The organism is Stratiformator vulcanicus, assembly GCF_007744515.1.
GTDB lineage: Bacteria > Planctomycetota > Planctomycetia > Planctomycetales > Planctomycetaceae > Stratiformator > Stratiformator vulcanicus.
Genome location: NZ_CP036268.1, coordinates 173,835 through 191,066 on the forward strand (window position 1 = coordinate 173,835; position 17,232 = coordinate 191,066).

Annotated in this window: 13 protein-coding genes and 1 pseudogene; 2 read left to right on the forward strand and 12 right to left on the reverse strand. The window is 58.4% G+C overall.

From position 1 onward, the window contains the following. Positions 1–17: 17 nt before the first annotated feature. The 7 genes from Pan189_RS00670 to Pan189_RS00700 all read right to left on the reverse strand — a co-directional run bounded on the left by Pan189_RS00670 (position 18) and on the right by Pan189_RS00700 (position 9,659). Positions 18–1,331 carry a thiolase family protein gene (locus Pan189_RS00670; RefSeq protein WP_145362051.1) on the reverse strand — a complete coding sequence of 438 codons (1,314 nt, stop codon included), beginning with the start codon at positions 1,329–1,331 and terminating at the stop codon, positions 18–20. Then, entirely contained in the window at positions 1,328–3,070 is a 1,743-nt protein-coding gene (locus Pan189_RS00675; RefSeq protein ID WP_310820893.1) for an AMP-binding protein, read from the reverse strand. The genes Pan189_RS00670 and Pan189_RS00675 overlap by 4 nt, the downstream gene beginning before the upstream one ends. Before the next feature lie 339 nt (positions 3,071–3,409). After that, on the reverse strand, positions 3,410–4,381 hold the full coding sequence (locus Pan189_RS00680) for a patatin-like phospholipase family protein (protein WP_145362053.1): 972 nt from the start codon (positions 4,379–4,381) through the stop codon (positions 3,410–3,412). Positions 4,382–4,537: 156 nt separating this feature from the next. After that, on the reverse strand, positions 4,538–5,686 hold the full coding sequence (locus Pan189_RS00685; RefSeq protein ID WP_310820894.1) for an aldose epimerase family protein: 1,149 nt from the start codon (positions 5,684–5,686) through the stop codon (positions 4,538–4,540). Positions 5,687–5,702: 16 nt separating this feature from the next. Further along, positions 5,703–7,343, reverse strand: a complete 1,641-nt coding sequence (locus Pan189_RS00690) for a solute:sodium symporter family transporter (RefSeq protein ID WP_145362054.1) — start codon at positions 7,341–7,343, stop codon at positions 5,703–5,705. A 378-nt stretch (positions 7,344–7,721) separates the two neighbouring features. After that, positions 7,722–8,801 (reverse strand): restriction endonuclease, SacI family, encoded by a 1,080-nt coding sequence (locus Pan189_RS00695; protein ID WP_145362055.1) that lies wholly within the window; start codon positions 8,799–8,801, stop codon positions 7,722–7,724. A 3-nt stretch (positions 8,802–8,804) separates the two neighbouring features. After that, positions 8,805–9,659 (reverse strand): DNA adenine methylase, encoded by an 855-nt coding sequence (locus Pan189_RS00700; protein WP_375154919.1) that lies wholly within the window; start codon positions 9,657–9,659, stop codon positions 8,805–8,807. A gap of 209 nt (positions 9,660–9,868) precedes the next feature. On the opposite strand from Pan189_RS00700, the gene Pan189_RS00705 reads away from it, so the two are divergent. Together Pan189_RS00705 and Pan189_RS00710 are read left to right on the forward strand one after the other, a co-directional pair. After that, positions 9,869–10,969, forward strand: coding sequence for a pyridoxal phosphate-dependent aminotransferase (locus tag Pan189_RS00705; RefSeq protein WP_145362057.1), 1,101 nt, complete (start codon positions 9,869–9,871; stop codon positions 10,967–10,969). Positions 10,970–11,200: 231 nt separating this feature from the next. Next, positions 11,201–11,596, forward strand: coding sequence for a hypothetical protein (locus Pan189_RS00710; protein WP_145362058.1), 396 nt, complete (start codon positions 11,201–11,203; stop codon positions 11,594–11,596). Between the two features lie 510 nt (positions 11,597–12,106). Here Pan189_RS00710 and feoB read toward each other — a convergent pair. The 5 genes and pseudogenes from feoB to Pan189_RS00735 all read right to left on the reverse strand — a co-directional run. Further along, on the reverse strand, positions 12,107–14,368 hold the full coding sequence (gene feoB, locus Pan189_RS00715) for a ferrous iron transport protein B (protein ID WP_145362059.1): 2,262 nt from the start codon (positions 14,366–14,368) through the stop codon (positions 12,107–12,109). 31 nt (positions 14,369–14,399) lie between these two features. Then, positions 14,400–14,627, reverse strand: coding sequence for a FeoA family protein (locus Pan189_RS00720; RefSeq protein ID WP_145362060.1), 228 nt, complete (start codon positions 14,625–14,627; stop codon positions 14,400–14,402). A 13-nt stretch (positions 14,628–14,640) separates the two neighbouring features. Then, positions 14,641–14,925, reverse strand: a complete 285-nt coding sequence (locus tag Pan189_RS00725; protein WP_145362061.1) for a FeoA family protein — start codon at positions 14,923–14,925, stop codon at positions 14,641–14,643. 271 nt (positions 14,926–15,196) lie between these two features. Then, the gene (locus tag Pan189_RS00730) at positions 15,197–16,090 is read right to left on the reverse strand and encodes a helix-turn-helix domain-containing protein (protein WP_310820895.1); all 894 of its coding nucleotides are present in this window, start codon (positions 16,088–16,090) and stop codon (positions 15,197–15,199) included. Between the two features lie 67 nt (positions 16,091–16,157). Continuing rightward, positions 16,158–17,225, reverse strand: a pseudogene (locus Pan189_RS00735) (ribonucleotide-diphosphate reductase subunit beta); the annotation flags it as partial. Positions 17,226–17,232 lie beyond the last annotated feature (7 nt).

Below are 17,232 nucleotides of genomic sequence, written 5' to 3' on the forward strand. Positions count from 1 at the left end.
CGATTTGTTGTGTCGATTTAGTCGTCGAGCGTTGTGTCCAGCCAGACGGCCGCTCCCTGCCCACCTCCGACACATAGGGAGGCGATCCCCCGTCGGAGTCCTCGCTCCTTCAGCGATCTTAAAAGGGTGAGCACGATTCGTGTGCCGCTTGTGCCAACGGGATGTCCGAGCGCGATCGCGCCGCCGTTGACATTCAGCAGGTCCGGATTTAATTCTCCGATCTTGCGGTCTCGCTGCAGTTCGCGCTGGGCGAAATCATCCGAGTCGAAAGCTCTTAAACATCCCAGCACCTGCGCTGAAAACGCTTCATTGATTTCGAACAAATCGAAGTCGCTCAGCGACATGCCGGTTTGCCGGAGCAATTTGTCGATGGCAAAAACCGGTCCGAGACCCATCCGACGCGGATCGCAACCGGCAACCGCATAACCGCGGATATAACCGAGCGGCGCGACGTCAAGGTCAGAGGCGTTTTGAGGTCTGGCAAGCACTAACGCCGCAGCCCCGTCGGTGATGGGACAACTATTTCCGGCGGTGACGGTGCCGTTCTGCCGATCAAATAGTGGTTTTAATTTCGCCAACGCTTCCATTGTTTGGTTGTTGCGCGGGCCGAAGTCCTTCTCGAGCTGTTTGTCCGGTCCGAGCGGAACCGGCACGGTTTCGCCACCGAGAAAGCAGCGATCCCAGGCCGCGATCGCTCGCTGGTGACTGGCGAGCGCGAACTCATCCTGCTCCTTGCGGCTGATGTCAAACTCTTTGGCGACGATCTCGGCCGTCTGGCCCATGTTTAATCCGCAAACGGGATCGGTCAGGCCCAGTTCGAGCCCGGGAATCGGTTTAAAGAAGCCCGGCCTTAACTGGGCGAGGTGTGCCAGTCGGCGAAGCCCTTTGGCCTTTCTCAGGCCGAGCATCCAGTCCCGCATCCGCGTGTCCCATAAGAACGGAACGTTCGACATCGACTCCGTTCCGCCGGCGACAACGAGATCGGCGCGACGTTCCCTTAAGATTTGCCATCCACCAAAGATTGACTCCATCCCCGAGGCACAGTTGCGGTTGACCGTGTGGGCCGGCCGATCGATCGGGAGGCCGGCTTTCAGCGCGACGACGCGAGCGATGTTGGCCGCATCGGGCGGACCCGAAACGTTTCCCATCACGACTTCGTCGATCCGGTCGGGAGTGAGGTCGGCAGCCTTAATCGCTTCTTCGACGGCCACGCGGCCGAGCTCGACGGCAGACCGGTCGGCGAGCTTGGTAAAAGCTTTGGCAAACGGAGTTCGGACTCCCGCGACGACCGCGATCGGTGGAAGCGGATCATTTTCTAGAGTACCATTCATTTTGAGGCCTCCTCGAGTGCTTCGGGCAGTTCCGATCGCTCAGCGGGACTCAAGGCCGCCGTCCCGGCGTCTGCTGCCGTCCTTAATTCGCGGCGGAGAACCTTGCCGAGAAAGTTACGCGGCAGATCGTCGGTGGTCGTCTCCACGACGCGAGGCCGTTTGTGAGCGGACAATTTCCGATGCGTGAAGGCATCGAAATCGGTTCGGTCGAAGGTCGATCCCTTTTCGATCGAGAGAATCGCTTTCACGAGTTCTCCCCGCTCGTCGTCCGGGATGCCGACGACGGCTGCGTCGCGAACGCCCGGATACTCACGCAAGGCTTCTTCAACATCGGCCGGGTAGACGTTAAATCCCGAAGTAATAATCAAGTCTTTCTTGCGGTCGACGATCTTAAAGAATCCCCGGTCGTCGCAAACGGCTAGGTCGCCAGTATAAAGCCAGCCGTTCTTAATTACGGCTTGTGTTGCCGCTTCGTCATTCCAGTAGCCCAGCATTACCTGAGGGCCGCGGACGATTAATTCGCCGACTTCCCCGACGGGCAAGTTGCGCTTGCCGGTTTCGGCATCGACAATTCTCGCATCGGTGTCGGGCAGCGGAAGGCCGATCGTGCCGGGTACGGCCGTGCCGTCGAGTGGTCCCGCGTGCGTGACCGGGCTGGCTTCCGACAGGCCGTAGCCCTCGACGATTATTGCCCCGGCGTGGTCGTTGAATTCCTCGGCCACCTGCTTCGGTAGCGGGGCGCCTCCGCTGATCACTCGGACGATCGACTGGAAATCGCGTTTTTTGCTGCGAAGCACTTTCGTATTGAGCGCGTTCAGCAGAGCCGGCACGGCCAGCAGAATCGTCGGTTGATGCTTTTCGATTAATTCCGCGACGACGGTCGGCTTAACCCGGTGATGCGTCACCAAAGTCGCGCCGAGTTTCGTTCCCATTAATAACGAAGTCGACAAGCCGTAACTGTGAAAGAACGGCAGAACGGCGAGGATCGTCTCTTCGCCCGGTCGGGCAAACGACCAGTGCGACAGCTGATTCGCTTGTGCGGACAGATTGCGGTGGGACAGCGTGACGAGCTTGGGGTGCCCCGTCGTCCCGCCAGTCGGAAGGATAAATGCGGGGTCATCGCACGCCGGGACCCGCGGCTCAAATTCATCGGCGTCTTCGCCGACGACATCCTGATATTTCAGCACCCGCGTGCGAACGCACGGTTTGCTGAAGCCGATTTTCTGAAACCGAACCCACGCGTAACCGAATCGCTCGAGTTGCGACAGCCGGTCGGCCAATGTGGTCATGATGACCAACTCGGGCACGTGATCGTCGCCGCAAATTAACGGCGAAAGAACGTCAACGGTGATAGCGACTTTCGCGTCGGTTGCCCGGAGGATTCCATTAACTTCTTCGGCGACCATTAATGGACTGACAGAAACCGCGACCGCACCGGCCATCCAGATTCCGAACAGCGATGCGACCGTCTCCGGGAGATTCGGGAGCAAAACGGCAACGCGGTCACCGGGTTCGACGCCGCCGTCGACCAGCGCTTTGGCGAGGCTGCGTGCCTCAGCGAGCATTTGCTCATAGCTGACGGCCTGCTCGTAATAATGGCAGGCAATGCGATCTGGGTAGAGAGCGGCTGCGTCCTCGAGCAGCCGATAGAGCGGCGCTTCGGGATAATCTAGTCGAGCCGAAATCTCGTCCGGGTAGCTCTTCAGCCACGGACGCGTAACGTCCGGGGGGAGCCACATCCGGCGGACTGCCGACCCCAGGTAATTTACAGACGAAGCGAGAGCACCCCGTCTGCCGGGCGACCGGCCATTTCCAACAGAGACCATCGTTGCACCTGCATTCTGGGAATGCCGCGTGCGCGGAACCACTCCGCGCTATCTGCCGTCGTTCCGTCCCGAAATGTCATCAGTTCAGTCTTCTGCGTTGAATTTGCGTGAAGGGATTACGCTCGATTGCCCGGGGATCGGGCCTTGATCACAGCCACATTCTTAGAGTCACATCAGCGATCGTCAATGCGTTATTCGTCGCGGAGGCGGTCATATTGACGAAGAACCGTCCCGGCCGGAGCATTTTGTCGATTAGCGGCTTTCGGCCGGGTCTACCGCTGCTCGCGATTGGTCCCGAACCGGGCCTCGGGAATAAAGTAAGTTGTTCCACAGATTGCGTTTGTGGCGATTGTCGAGGGCGGCAACGGTTGCCGCTCGCCCTGCTTCGATCAGTGCTTCGGCCCGGTCGAAGGCGAACCAGTCGATATGCCCGACCTTGGGCCGAACAATCAAATCGGCGTCGCAATCGCACTGCTCTCTGAACAGGGCTTCGCCGATCTGGTCCATCCGGCGGAGGACCCCCATCGACGTCGACATGTCTGAGACCGGAAGCATCTCGGTCCCTACGTCGACCGCTACGATGAAGCTGGGTTTGAACGTCCGAGCGACGCTCACCGCCAGCGAATCGAGGCCCCCGATGTCGGAGAGCAGCATCCCTTCGAACTCGACCGGCGGAAAGATTCCGGGAATCGCCGCCGAGCCCCGCACCGCTGCGCGGAGCGGTCCGCGGTCGAGCACGACCCGGCGACCACTTCGCAGGTCGGCCGCCACGATCGAAAGCGGAGTAGCCGTCTCCGAAATATCGATGTCTGGCAGCAACTGGTCGACGACCTCCTCCATGATGAGGCCGGAGAGAATCCCCGGTCGTCGGAACAGTCGCGTCAGCAATCGATTCGCATTCCAGTAGTCGCTCAGGCGGTTGTACCACGACAGAAAGGCGCTCTCCTCGATGCGCTCTTCGCTCGAAGCCGACGTCGTGGCGAATCTTGCCTGATGTCGCTGGAACTCGGGCGACGACAGGTACGCGACCGCTTGGTCCTGGACCTCTTCGATGTCCTTTCCGAGCGCCGCCAATGCGCCAGCGAGGCTGCCGATACTGACGCCGACGTATCGCTCGATCGTGAAGCCGCCCCGCTGGAGTTCTTCAATTGCCCCGAGGTGGGCGACCCCTCGTGCGCCGCCCGCGCCGAGCGCGACGGTTGCCGATCTTTGTTTGCTTCTCATGTCACCGCTCCTGAAACGGAATCGGTCCCATCAAGAAGCTTACGTTGCCGCGCGACCGTGTGCGGGAAAATTTAAGTCGATTGCGGCCGAGAAAAATTTTCCGGCCAATTTGTACTTGCCAACGGGTGAACTGTGTGCATGGCAAAAATCAATCGATCACTTTGTATCGACGCCGAATTGAAAGACCGTTTCGGATTGGTATTCGTCCCCGGGTTGCAGAATCGTCGAAGGAAAGTTCGGCTGGTTGGGGCTGTCGGGGAAGTGTTGGGTCTCAAGGCAGAACCCCCCGCGCTTCACATAGGGGCGGCCCGACTTTCCGATGAGTGAACCATTGAGAAAGTTGCCGGTATAGAATTGCATTCCCGGTTCCGTTGTGAAGACAGAGAGCGTCCGCCCGGTCGTCGGCTCTCGAACTTCGGCGGCCATTAGGAGTGCGTCATCGCCCTCGTTGCGATTGAGGACGAAATTGTGGTCGTACCCGCCGCCGATCTTCATCTGTGGATGGCTCTTTTGAATATCACGGCCGATCGGCTTCGCCTCGCGAAAGTCGAGAGGGGTATTGGCTATCGGGAGGATTTCGCCGGTCGGAATCAGGGCGTCGTCGACCGGCGTAAATCGATCGGCATTAATTTTTATTTCGTGACCAAGCACGTCTTCGTCACCCTCGCCCTTCAGATTAAAGTAAGTGTGCTGCGTCAGATTGACCGGCGTGGCGGCGTCGGTCGTGGCCCTGTATTCGACCGTGAGTCGATTCTCACTGTCCAAATTGTAGCAAACTGACACATCCAAGTTGCCGGGGTAACCCTCTTCCCCGTCACGCGATTGATAGGAGAGGCGAAGTTCAACGAAGTCTTTTCCGGAGGTCGGGCCACTCTCGACATCCCAAATAACTTTATCAAAGCCGGTATTACCTCCGTGAATGTGGTTAAGGCCGGTGTTCTTCGCGAGCTTGAAGGTTTCGCCATTGAGTATAAATCGCCCACCCGCAATTCGATTGCCATAGCGACCGACGATGGCTCCGAAGTATGGCTTGCTCGGTGCGTTAAGGTAGCCCTTCAAGCTATTGTATCCGAGTGCGATGTCGGCGAGGTCTCCATCGCGATCGGGGGTGATGATTGACGTAATAATCGCGCCGTAGTTCGTGACCTTAACCGAAATGCCGTTGTCATTCGAAAGCGTATAGAGCTTCACGTCGTCGAAGTCGTCGACGGTGCTGCTGAAGTCGCCTTCGCCCGCTGAGGCGGACACGGCATTCGGCACGAAGAAGGCCGTCATTAAGAAAAATAGAGCAAAGGCGCGCGGCATGAGGACAAGCTCCGAATTACAGGGCGGTCGGCATCAGGATTGAAAAGTCGGCAAACAGGGCATAGATCGTTCCAACGGCCAGGATGAGCAGAAGGCCTGACAGTCGGGCGTGACGCCAAGGCGTCAAATCGACGGCTCCGACATCCTGCTGGACGAACTCCTCGTCGCGTGGATTTAATTCGCCAATGATTAACATTAACACGACCAACCAGCCGAATACGATGCCGACGAAGTGATAACCACCGATGGAATCCGCAATCCAATTGAACGGAGGTACGAAATATCCGATCGCGATAATCGCAAAGCCGGCGACCAACGCCACTTTCGCCGCCAGCGCAGGCACCCGACGTGTCAACATGCCGACGAGCACGACTGCGAAAATGGGGATGAAGTACATCGCATTCATCTTCTGCAGATAGCCGAACAGGCTGTCTTGCCCGGCGAGCAGCGGGGCGACGGTCATCGCGGCGATCGCAACGATCCATCCGAAGATCATTCCGGAACGAACGACCTGTTTTTCGCTCGCCCCTTTGTGAAGAACGCTCTTGTAAACGCCGAGGCTGAACAAGGTGCAGGTGCTGTTTAGGGCGGAGTTAAAGCTGGATAAGATCGCCCCGATCAGCGCCGCGGCGAAGAAACCGGTCAGTGGAGCGGGGAGAACTTTTCGGACGAGCAAACCGTACGCATCGTCCCCTTTGACGTCTTGGCCTTCAAACAACGCAAATGCGATGATTCCGGGCAGCACCAGATAAAGCGGACCGAGCAGTTTTAACGCTCCCGTCAACAGGACCCCCTTTTGTCCCTCGGCTAGGCTCTTGGCGCCGAAGGTTCTCTGGATGATCTGCTGATTGGTCGTCCAATAAAACAAATTGATGAGGAAGATGCCTGAGAAAATCGTGCCGAACGGGACCGACGTTTCGTTTGAGCCGACTGAGTTTATTCGCTTGGCGTGTTGTTCAGTAAGAATCTGCACGCCGCCGGCGATGCCTTCGTCGCCCCCGAGTTGTGACAGGGCGAAGCCGGAGATTAAGAATCCGCCGACGAACAACCCTACGCCATTAATCGTGTCAGAAATCGCGACGGTCCGTAGGCCGCCGAACAACGCGTAGACCGAACCGATTAATCCGACCACCCACACGATCAGCCAGAGGGACAGCGTCTCGCGTTCAATCCCGGTCTGCTCGGGGAGCGAGCCGAGCATGCCTGGGATGTCGAGCATCCCCATCATCCCCTTCGCCCCGGAATACAGAATGATCGGCAGCAAGATGACGACGTAGGCGACCAGAAAGATCAAATTGGTAATGACCTGCGTCTGATGGTCGTAACGAATCTCGAGATACTCCGGCACCGTCGCCACGCCGCTTTTTAAGAACCTCGGCAGGAAGAACCAGGCCATGAAGACCAGGGCGACGACGCACACGACCTCCCACACCATCACACACAGGCCGTCGGTGTACGCGGCCCCGTTCAGCCCCACCATCTGTTCGGTCGACAGGTTCGTCAGCAACAGCGACCCGGCGATCAGCGGAAACGTCAGCGACCGCCCCGCCAGGAAGTATCCCCCGGTCGTCGAATGGTCATCCCGCCGCGTGATCCACCACGTCAACACGGCAACGAGCGTGGTGAAGAACAGAAACGATCCAAGCGTGAGGATCATTGAGTTGGGGCTTTTGGGAGGTGTGGGCGAAGATCACTTATCGGCAGAACGTCACGGTTGAGTGCTCTGGCAGACAGCTCTGAAAAGTGCGCGATTGAAACCGATTTCGATAGGCGAGGGCAAGCTATGGCTGTGGGATCAGGAAGAACGATCCCAAAGGTGAGCCGCCATTTCCGAGCATTTTCGATCGTGATACGGCCCGCTGTGAGCAGAGGCGCAAGGAGATATTTTCTCTGCGGATCATCTGGTGACGCTACACGTTCAAATAACAAGACATTGCGAATACACGACTTACGCCGGGTGATGCGAACAGACGTGAGGAACCCTTAAATAGCGACTCGCCCGAGATAAGGGGAATTCTGTGGTGAGCACACAGACTCACACGTTGAGCAAAATGCTTGACCAAGCCTGTCGATCGGCAAGCTCACCGAGTTCGTCGAGGCGGTTGCCGACAGCGGTCACAAATGAAGACCGGCCGCTTTCACCAAACAGGATGAGGGAGTGATTCAGGAACGAGTCGAATTCCAGGCGATACACGTTATGACCCGCCGTAAACTGTCGTGAGATGATCGTCTCGACCGATTCGACATCCTCATCGAGAATTTCACCTCGCGCGAGAAAAAGGAGCTCCGTGACTTTGCGGCGCCGCGCTGTTTCGACAGATGACTGAACGTCGATGAGTGTCAGCATGCGGTCTTTGACCTCGATCGCAAGTTTGACCTCTCCACGCTCGTCAAGGCACTCGATATCGCCCGAATTACCCTTCGCAGCGTCAGCTTGATTTACTTTTCCCGTTTTGACCTCGGCGCAGAAACCGAAGTGATCACGATAGGTATCGAAGAGGGCGGTTGAGACAATTTGAAGGCGACGCCCGCCAGTCTTAACCGAGATGAATTCCGATATCGCAGTTTGGCAAGCTCCGACAGATATTCGATCCGGTACGGGGTATAAGATTGAAGTCGTAGCGAGACGCTTGTGGATTGCTTGTAGCACACGGTCGAAGACAGCCGATGCTGATCCGGGATTTTCTTCCACGAATCCAAGCACCGAGATCAGGTCGTTAAATCCGCTCCGGTTTTTCTGATTGGTGGCGGTCTCGACCGAAATCACCGGAATTCGAAGCGGATTGTTGACATATGGATCACCGCTGCCGCCTAACACGCTTTCGTGATCTCTATCGAAGGGAACGATATTTCGCGAACAAAATGATCGTGCATCGAATCCGGTTTCGGGTGTCGTTCCCTTCTGAACCCAACGGCAATCAATATTGGGAAAAGCTAATTTAGCGAGAAGCTGAGTTGGCAAGACATAGCGGTACGACTTCGTCCGCGAATTAATGCTCCGATCGATGGCGTCTTTAATATCGACCGGGAGGGTGTCTACGTCATCGGAATTCCCTTCGAGGGTACGCTGCCAATGACGCGTGAAAATTTCGGACGGATCTGCGTCTTCGGACATCTGCTAGCTTGCTTTGTAGTTGACCCACAATGCCTCGCTCCGCGACTGCTTTGCCGAGTGACAGGCCTTTTCAGGCGCATCAATCCGCCGCCAGTCGGCATAGAGGTCGTCGTAAAGTTCCGATCGATATCCAGACACGGCGACCCATCCCTGTGCGTTCCGCAATCGCTCCGCCAGCTTGACATGGTCATCGTCGGTCAACTCGTGGCCGTATGCCTTCGAATCTCCCCGTGTCGAATGGACGTACGGCGGATCGCAATAGATGAGGGTCTCGATATCGTCGTAGAGATCGATCACTTCCAGTGCCGGGCGATTTTCGATCTGAACCCGCATCAAACGTGTTGCGATTTCAGGAAGTTGTTCGATACTCCCGAGCCATCGCGAGACGACGCCGCTCATTCCGGCACGACTTGTATTCTTGCAGTTTGCCCATCGTCCAAGCGAGGCCGTCTGTGCCAGTCCTGTTCTTACTTGCCTCGCACGAATGAAGAATCGACGGGCCCGTTCCAGATTCGAGATATCTTCCGTAGGTCTTTCGCAAGCGATCGCGAATTCTTCACGCGAGAATGGAGTCATCGCAATCGCATGAATAATCCGGTCACTATCGTCGCGTAACATACGGAAGAAATTTGCTACTTCTCCATCCAGATCGTTGTAGGTTTCAACCGCAGACGGCTCGCGGTTTAGAAGCACGGCTGCTGATCCGGCGAAAGGCTCGCAGTATTGGCGTGTTTTCGGGAGATTGGGCAGGAGCCAACCAAGGTGGCTGAATTTCCCGCCATACCAACCGAAAGCGATTTTCTTTTTCCGGCCGTTTTTTTTCGGTCGCCCTTTTGAACTTGAACCCGCCTTTTCCACGCGTTCTTTCAGCGCCGTCAGGTCCGACGCCGGGTCGTCCTTAAACAGATTCCGAGTGTGTGTCACGCGGGAAGGTCGACGACGCATCCGGCTTATCCTCTTGGTGACTTCAATGACAGTTGTCAAGATACCGTGGGGGGAAGCATTGTGAGAGTGTACGCAAGGTCCCTCCCGGTAGCCAGTTTGTCCCAGACATCGACAAAACCCAAATGAACTTCTCCACCCGCGCCCAGCACATCGACGCTTCCGGGATCCGTAAGGTCTTCGACCTTGCGGCGACGATGAGCGATCCGATCAACCTGTCGATTGGGCAGCCGCATTTTGATACGCCGGGGGTGATCAAGCAGGCGATTCATCAGGCGATTGACGATGGCCGGAACGCCTACAGTCAGTCGCAGGGGGTGAAGCCGTTGATCGAACGGATTCAGGCCGACGTCGATCGCGAGTTGGAACATGACGACCGGCGGGCCTTTATTTGCAGCGGCACCAGCGGGGGGCTGATGCTGTCGCTGATGGTGCTCGTTGACCCGGGGGACGAGGTGATCGTCTTCGACCCGTACTTCGTGATGTACAAGCACCTGACGACGCTGTGCGGCGGCAAGCCGGTGCTGATCGATACTTATCCCGACTTCCGCATCGACCTCGACAAGGTCCGCTCCGCGATCACGCCGCGGACCAAAGCGATCCTCTGCAACAGCCCGGCTAATCCCACCGGTGCGGTGCTGCCCGATGAAGACCTGAAGGGGCTCGCCGATCTTGCAGCCGAGAAAGGCATCGCTCTGATCAGCGACGAGATTTACCGAGCCTTCCAATACGACAGCGAGTTCGTCTCGCCGGCGAAGTGGAACCCTGACACGATCGTGATCGACGGCTTCAGCAAGACGTATTCGATGACCGGTCACCGCGTCGGCTGGGTGCACGGGCCGGAAGCCGTGATCCAACAGATGATCAAACTGCAGCAGTTCACGTTCGTCTGCGCCCCCCACCCGATGCAGTGGGGGGCCCTTGCCGCGTGCGACTTCGACGTGTCGGATCACGTTGTCGATTACCGCCGCAAGCGGGATTTCATGCTCGCCGAACTGGGCGACCAGTACGACATCCGCAATGCCGGCGGCGCATTCTATCTATTCGTGAAGGCACCATGGGGCACCGGGACGGAGTTCGTGAAAAAAGCGATCGAGCATAATCTGCTGATCATCCCCGGCAATGTGTTCAGCGAGCAGGACACGCACTTCCGCGTCTCCTACGCGGCCGATGACGCCGTGCTGGAGCGGGGGGTGGAAGTGTTGAAGCGACTGGCGACGGGGTGAGTCGGGTGAAGGCGAGAGAAACGGGAGAGGCAGGCGAAGCTCTTCTCCCCTTCCCCCATCTCACTCGCTCCCCCACCTCACCGACGCCCTCACGCCCAAACGCACCGACGCCCGCTCGCCTTGTAACCTTCCTCACAGAATCGTCGTTGGCTTTCGGGTCAAATCGGATAGAATCAGGGCGGTCGCGGGCTGCGACACCTCTCTCACAATGTTTCTCGCAGGAGTGCAGGCGTGGACGAAAGTCATGTTCAGGGGATCGAGTCGAGCGAATCGTCGGAAGAAAACGCGACGAAGGCCAGCGGCGGCTTTGCCCGCACGATCAAGCTGGTACTAGCGGTCGGCGTCTTGGGATTCGCAGGCGGATGGACCTATGCGAATTCCGGTAGCACCGTCGAATATTACTCGGCACTATTGTCAGGTGAGTCGTACGGACCGACCTGCAGTGCCAGTTACTCCAGCGGCGGTTGCTGCGAAAGTTCGGCGATGACTGCTTCCGCCGAGTCAGGCTGTTGCCCCGCGTCATCGGGCGGCTGCTGTAGCGAACAAACCAACGAAGTGATCGCGCGGGCTCCGATCGAAGCCCCGCGCCCGGTTGCGTCCGTCGCGTCAGAAGAAGTCACGCTCTGACAGGACGACCGAAGCGAATGCGGTTGAGTACATCGAGATGATCACAGGGCGGTCGTGCCGGACACGACCGCCCTGTTTTCAATTTTGCGTCCCCGATCACTCCGTCGTCGGCGGATTGACCGGCGATGCGCAGCAATTGGGCGTCACTGATCGCAGCCGGATCGTTCAATCGCCCACGCTCCCATCCCGCAGGGGCGTTCGGACGGGCAAATCGAAAGTAATCAAATCCGGCGATGAGATCGGGTTGGCCGCGCGTCACACGTCACTTTTTCGAATCTCCAACGGAAACCGGCTCGCTCCCCGCCGCCCGACCGTGCGGCTTAATCGAAACTCCAGATTTCCAAATCGTATTCGCTTAAGACGACGGCGGACATAACGCCTGATGTTACTGCGAGGCGTGAGCCTTGGAAATGTATTTTCAAATTAGCCCGACGCGCGAGCGAGGGTTTTCACTTGACGGACGCTCGATGAGTAAATCCCTTGCTTGCGCTACGGGCTTGTGGGCGGCAATTAAACAATCAGGCTGCCGATTTGATAGGTAATTAATGCGCCGATATAGGCGAGGGTCGTCATGTAGGTGAATGTGAAGACCGGCCAGAACCAGTGATTGGTCTCACGATAGATGACCATTAACGTGGCAGCGCACTGGGCACACAGAGCGAAGAACACCATCACCGATAAGGCAACCGGTGCGGTGTAAACGGGGGTGCCGTCCGGATGCGTCGCGTTTCGCATCGTCGCGCGGAGACCTTCATCCTCTTCGTCGACGTCGCCGCCGAGGCTGTAGATCGTGCCGAGCGTGGCGATGATGACCTCCCGCGCGGGAAAAGAGGCGAGAGCCCCGACGCCGATCTTCCAGTCCCAGCCCAGCGGCCGAACGATCGGTTCGATGAGGTGACCAGCACGTCCGAGGAAACTAATTCGAATGAGGCGGGCCTCCTCTCGAGGGATCGCGGCCTGAACGGCCTCGTACTCCTCAGGAATCGTATTCGAGCTCTTGGTTACCTCCGCGTAGAGCGACCAATCCTGTCCTGGAAACTGGATCCCCTTGGGACGTCGATTTTCCGAAAGCATGCTTTCGGCTTGGTGGAGTGTGTTGAGCGGTCGATGATCCCCCGGGAAATATGCCAGGGCCCACACGACAATCGTCGTCGCGAAAATTAAGGTTCCCGCTCTTACCACGAACGCCTTGACGCGGTCGTAAACGTTCCAGAATACGATTCGCCAGGACGGCCATTTGTAACTGGGTAGCTCCATCACGAACGGGGCCGCTTCGCCTTTGAACCAGGTTTTCTTCAGTGTCCAGGCGACCGGAATCGCGACGATCAAACCCAGCGAATACATGACGAACATCACCACCGCTTGCTGAAACGTCCCTGCGACGAACAACGATGTGAGTAGAATATAGACAGGCAGCCGAGCGCTGCAGCTCATTAGGGGGGCGATGAGGATCGTCACCATCCGGTCGCGACGGTCTTCAATGACGCGGGTCGCCATCACGCCGGGAATCGCGCACGCATAGCTTGACATTAAGGGTAGAAAGCTCTTGCCCGACAGCCCCAATGGCCGCATCAGGCGGTCCATTAAGAACGCCGCGCGAGCCATGTAGCCGCAGTCTTCCAGTAGCGCAATAAATAAGAACAGGATCGCGATTTGCGGGACGAATACGATCACACCGCCGACGCCGGCGAGGATGCCGTCATTAATCAGGCTGCGTAATGCTCCGGGGCCCATGACCGCTTCGACCTGTTCCGCGAGCCACGCCGGTCCTGCTTCCATCAGGTCCATCAGCGGACCGGCACCCGAATAAATCGCGTAGAACACGCCGAACATTAACGCGGCAAAGGCCAACAGTCCGAAGACCCGATGCGTTAAGAACTGATCGACGCGATCGCTGAACGTCGTGTGCGTTTCGGCCGACCGCGTGACGACGCCTTCGAGCGTGTCACGGATCCATGCGTAGCGAGAGATCGCCTCAGTGGCCGGCACCTTCACGCCGTGCTCGGCGAGTTGGCAACGCAATTCGCTTAATTTCTCGTCGAGTCCGTCGATTTTCGAACCGACGACCCGCTCCGCTTCGCCGCCGACGTCAAGCAGCAGTCGCTCGAGTAAGAAGACCGGCAGTTCGCGACCGTTTTCAGAGCAGAGCGCCCGCAGTTGCTCGACGGCCCGGTAAAACTTTTCCGGAAAGACGCGCGGCATCGGCGTCGCGTCGGCCCCGGCGGCCTCTTGAATCGCATCCTTTAATTTGTCCAAGCCTTTGCGCCGATGGGCCTCGGTCAGCACGACCGGCACGCTGAGCTTTTCGCTCAGCAATTTGAGGTCGATCGAAATGCCGCGATCCCGCGCCGCATCGGCCATGTTCAGCACCAGCACGATCGGTCGACCGAGGTCGCGCAGTTGGCTGAACAAGTAGAGGTTTCGCTCCAAGTTCGATGCATCGACGATACAAACGATGGCATCCAGATGCGGCACGTCGTTCTGTCGGCCGAGCAGCACATCGACGCTGACCATCTCATCGGGCGTTCGCGGCGACAGGCTGTACGTCCCCGGCAGATCGACGAGCAGTACTTCCTGCGAACCGAATTTCGCCCGGCCGACCTTTTTCTCCACCGTGCAACCGGGAAAGTTGCCGGTCCGCACGCGGAGCCCCGACAGCGCGCTAAACAGCGTACTCTTGCCGGTGTTCGGGTTGCCGATCAGGGCGACGGTCAGATGGTCGCGCGAAGTCGACTTTGGCGTCGTTCCTGTCGAGGCGTCGGCAAGAGACATGAGCGGAGGGGGTGTTGGCGGGAACGCAAATTCAGGATTCGGAAATCACGACGCGGTCAGCTTCGCTCGCTCGCAGGGAGAGATGGTAGCCGCGGAGCAGGAACTCGAGTGGGTCGCCCAGCGGAGCCGCCCCGCGGAAAGTCATCGACTCACCTTCGGTGATCCCCATCTCCATCAGGCGGATGGCGACGGCATCCTCCCCGCGGACCTCGACCACCGTTCCCGTCTCGCCCCGTCCGAGCTGCCTGAGCGTACGCATCGCGGAGGGGTGGTCAGGCAAAGGTGGAAGGTGACGAATCACGCATCGGTGCCGGTTCGCCGGGAATCAGATCGACGAGCACGGTCGTCGAAGGCTCCGGGCGGAAGCAGAGCCGATGATTGCCGTGCGCCAGGATGAGCGGCGAACCCGACTGCAATACGCGGATGATCGTGCCGCGCCGCAATCCCATCTCTTCGATCCGGTTCACCGAACCGACGTCGCCGAGAATCTCGGTGACCTGACCGGCTTCGCCGGACCGGAGCATATCGAGGGGGACGGTAGGGGCAGGACAGATCACGTGGGCCTCGGCATTGAGATTCAGTCTCAATTGATATCGGCCAAGTATAGCCCGCCAATCCCCGCATTGTACAGAGGCCCCAAGAGAAAATGTCACTCCGGCGGCGGCGGCGTCGACGCGACGCTTTGTGCCTGCGGCAGCAACGGGCGGATAAGGTTTAGGAGTTTTTGCCAGAAGAGAATTGGCCGGAGTAAGAATCGCGGAAATGCAACATCTTTTCCTGATGGGACTTCCGTCGATCGGAACTGGCTTTCTCGCAGCCACTCCGCGGCTAGCTGGCTTTGATAAACATGCCGTCAGCGAATGCGGCGAGTTCTCCCATATCGTTGATGATCGTCGGCGGCGTTTCGCCGAATTCTCGAGCCGAACAGATCGCGTCGCCCATCAAGACGAGCCGACTTCCCTGCTCCGCAGTGAGGCGACCGACCTCCAGCAGGCGTTTTTTCACGACCTCGGGCTGCGCCTGTTTTCCGCCCATTGCCGAAACCCACACGACATCGGGCTTCACCCGCGAGATCGCGCCGTTGAGAACCGCCTCCGGCACTGACAGGCCCAGTTGCGTGCAGGTTATCCCGGCATCGGCGAAAACCGTCTCGGCCAGATAAGTCGACAGGCCATCGATCTCGTAGCCGATATCGGCCAGCAAGGCGGACGGCGCATCGGTCTTCGGTTGGACGACCAACTCCCGGAGTCGCTGCAGAGCGTGAATGCTGTTCGACTGCCCGCGGTGCAGCACGACGCACTCTTCGCTCGGGTGCGTGCAACGGCTGCGCAGGTCTCGAAATGCCCAATGCACCGGCTCATCGCAGATCGCGGCGATCGACCGGTCGAGCAGGTGCAGGTGGCAGACGATGCCTGTCGTGGTCGGCTCGTCGCCCGATTCGAGCGCTTCGAGATACTGCGTGCGAATCTCCGCAGGATCGCTGAAATCGACGGTCGCGATCGCCCCGAGACCGAGTGACGCCGGGTCGATCAGCTTCTGATCGTTCTCCCTGATAAAGCGAAACGCATCCCCCATGGCGATGCGTCGGTGACCCCCGGCCGTTTTCACCGCCTTGAGTTTTCCGTCGTCGATCCAGCGTTTCACCGAGGACTCGCTGGCCGAAATGGCCTTGGCGAGTTCCTTCGGACTGAAGTGCTGCGATTTTTTCTCAGGTATAGCCACGGACATGTTCGCTTGAAGAAATGCCGGGTTCCGGTGGCAGCCGGAACCCGGCGGAGATCTTCCGACGTCAGTCCCAGCTGAGTGTGCCCGAAGTTTGATATTCGGTCACACGGGTTTCGAAAAAGTTCTTTTCCTTCGCGAGATCGATCGTCTCGCTCATCCACGGGAACGGGTTCCCGCTGTTGTATTGCGTCGGCAGGCCCAGTCGTTCCAGTCTGCGGTCGGCAATGTGTTGGACGTAATCCTTGAAGAGATCGGCATTTAGGCCCAATACCCCGTTGGGGAGGCAGTCTTGGGCGTACTCGATCTCCAAGTCGACGGCCTCACGGACACGGGAGATTATTTGCGCCTGGAACTCTTCCGTCCACAAATGCGGGTTCTCTGACTTGATCCCGTTGATGAGATCGAGTCCGAAATTCAGGTGAATCGTCTCGTCGCGCAGGATGTACTGGAACTGCTCGGCGACGCCGGTCATCAGGTTCCGGCGGTGGAACGAGAGCATCATCACGAAGCCGCTGTAGAAGAAGATACCCTCCATGATCGCGTAGTAGCCGATCAGGTTCTTCAGGAACGCCTGAGCCGACTCGTCGGTATCGGTGATGAAATCGGGATCGAGCACCTCGCGGGTCAGCTCCATCTCGAGGTCGTCCTTCTTCGCGATGGCCGGGACTTCCCGATACATGTTGAAGACTTCGCTCTCGTCGAGGCCGAGGCTGTCGACGATGTAGAGGAACGTGTGGGTGTGGACCGCTTCTTCGAACGCCTGCCGCAGCAGGTACTGCCGGCACTCGGCGTTGGTGACGTGCTTGAAGATCGCCAGCACGAGGTTGTTGCCCACGAGGCTCTCGGCGGTCGCGAAGAACCCGAGGTTCCGCATGACGACCCGCCGCTCCGCGTCGGAGAGCTTATCGGAGCGCCACGTCTCGATGTCCTTGGTCATCGGGACTTCGGTCGGCATCCAGTGGTTGGCGCAACCGTTGACGTAATGCTCCCAGGCCCACTTGTACTTCAGCGGCATGAGCTGATTGACGTCGACCGAATTGCAGTTAATGAGCCGCTTCTCCGCGGCATCAAACCGCCCGGTGTTTTCGGTGGTCAGTCCCGTTGCGTTTTCTTCCAGTACCGTGGACATAGGAGAGGAT

Bases quoted from the DNA above. Each gene is read 5' to 3' on its own strand.
- Pan189_RS00670 (WP_145362051.1), bottom strand. From the start codon at position 1,331: ATGAATGGTACTCTAGAAAATGATCCGCTTCCACCGATCGCGGTCGTC.
- Pan189_RS00675 (WP_310820893.1), bottom strand. From the start codon at position 3,070: ATGTGGCTCCCCCCGGACGTTACGCGTCCGTGGCTGAAGAGCTACCCG.
- Pan189_RS00680 (WP_145362053.1), bottom strand. From the start codon at position 4,381: ATGAGAAGCAAACAAAGATCGGCAACCGTCGCGCTCGGCGCGGGCGGC.
- Pan189_RS00685 (WP_310820894.1), bottom strand. From the start codon at position 5,686: ATGCCGCGCGCCTTTGCTCTATTTTTCTTAATGACGGCCTTCTTCGTG.
- Pan189_RS00690 (WP_145362054.1), bottom strand. From the start codon at position 7,343: ATGATCCTCACGCTTGGATCGTTTCTGTTCTTCACCACGCTCGTTGCC.
- Pan189_RS00695 (WP_145362055.1), bottom strand. From the start codon at position 8,801: ATGTCCGAAGACGCAGATCCGTCCGAAATTTTCACGCGTCATTGGCAG.
- Pan189_RS00705 (WP_145362057.1), top strand. From the start codon at position 9,869: ATGAACTTCTCCACCCGCGCCCAGCACATCGACGCTTCCGGGATCCGT.
- feoB (WP_145362059.1), bottom strand. From the start codon at position 14,368: ATGTCTCTTGCCGACGCCTCGACAGGAACGACGCCAAAGTCGACTTCG.
- Pan189_RS00720 (WP_145362060.1), bottom strand. From the start codon at position 14,627: ATGCGTACGCTCAGGCAGCTCGGACGGGGCGAGACGGGAACGGTGGTC.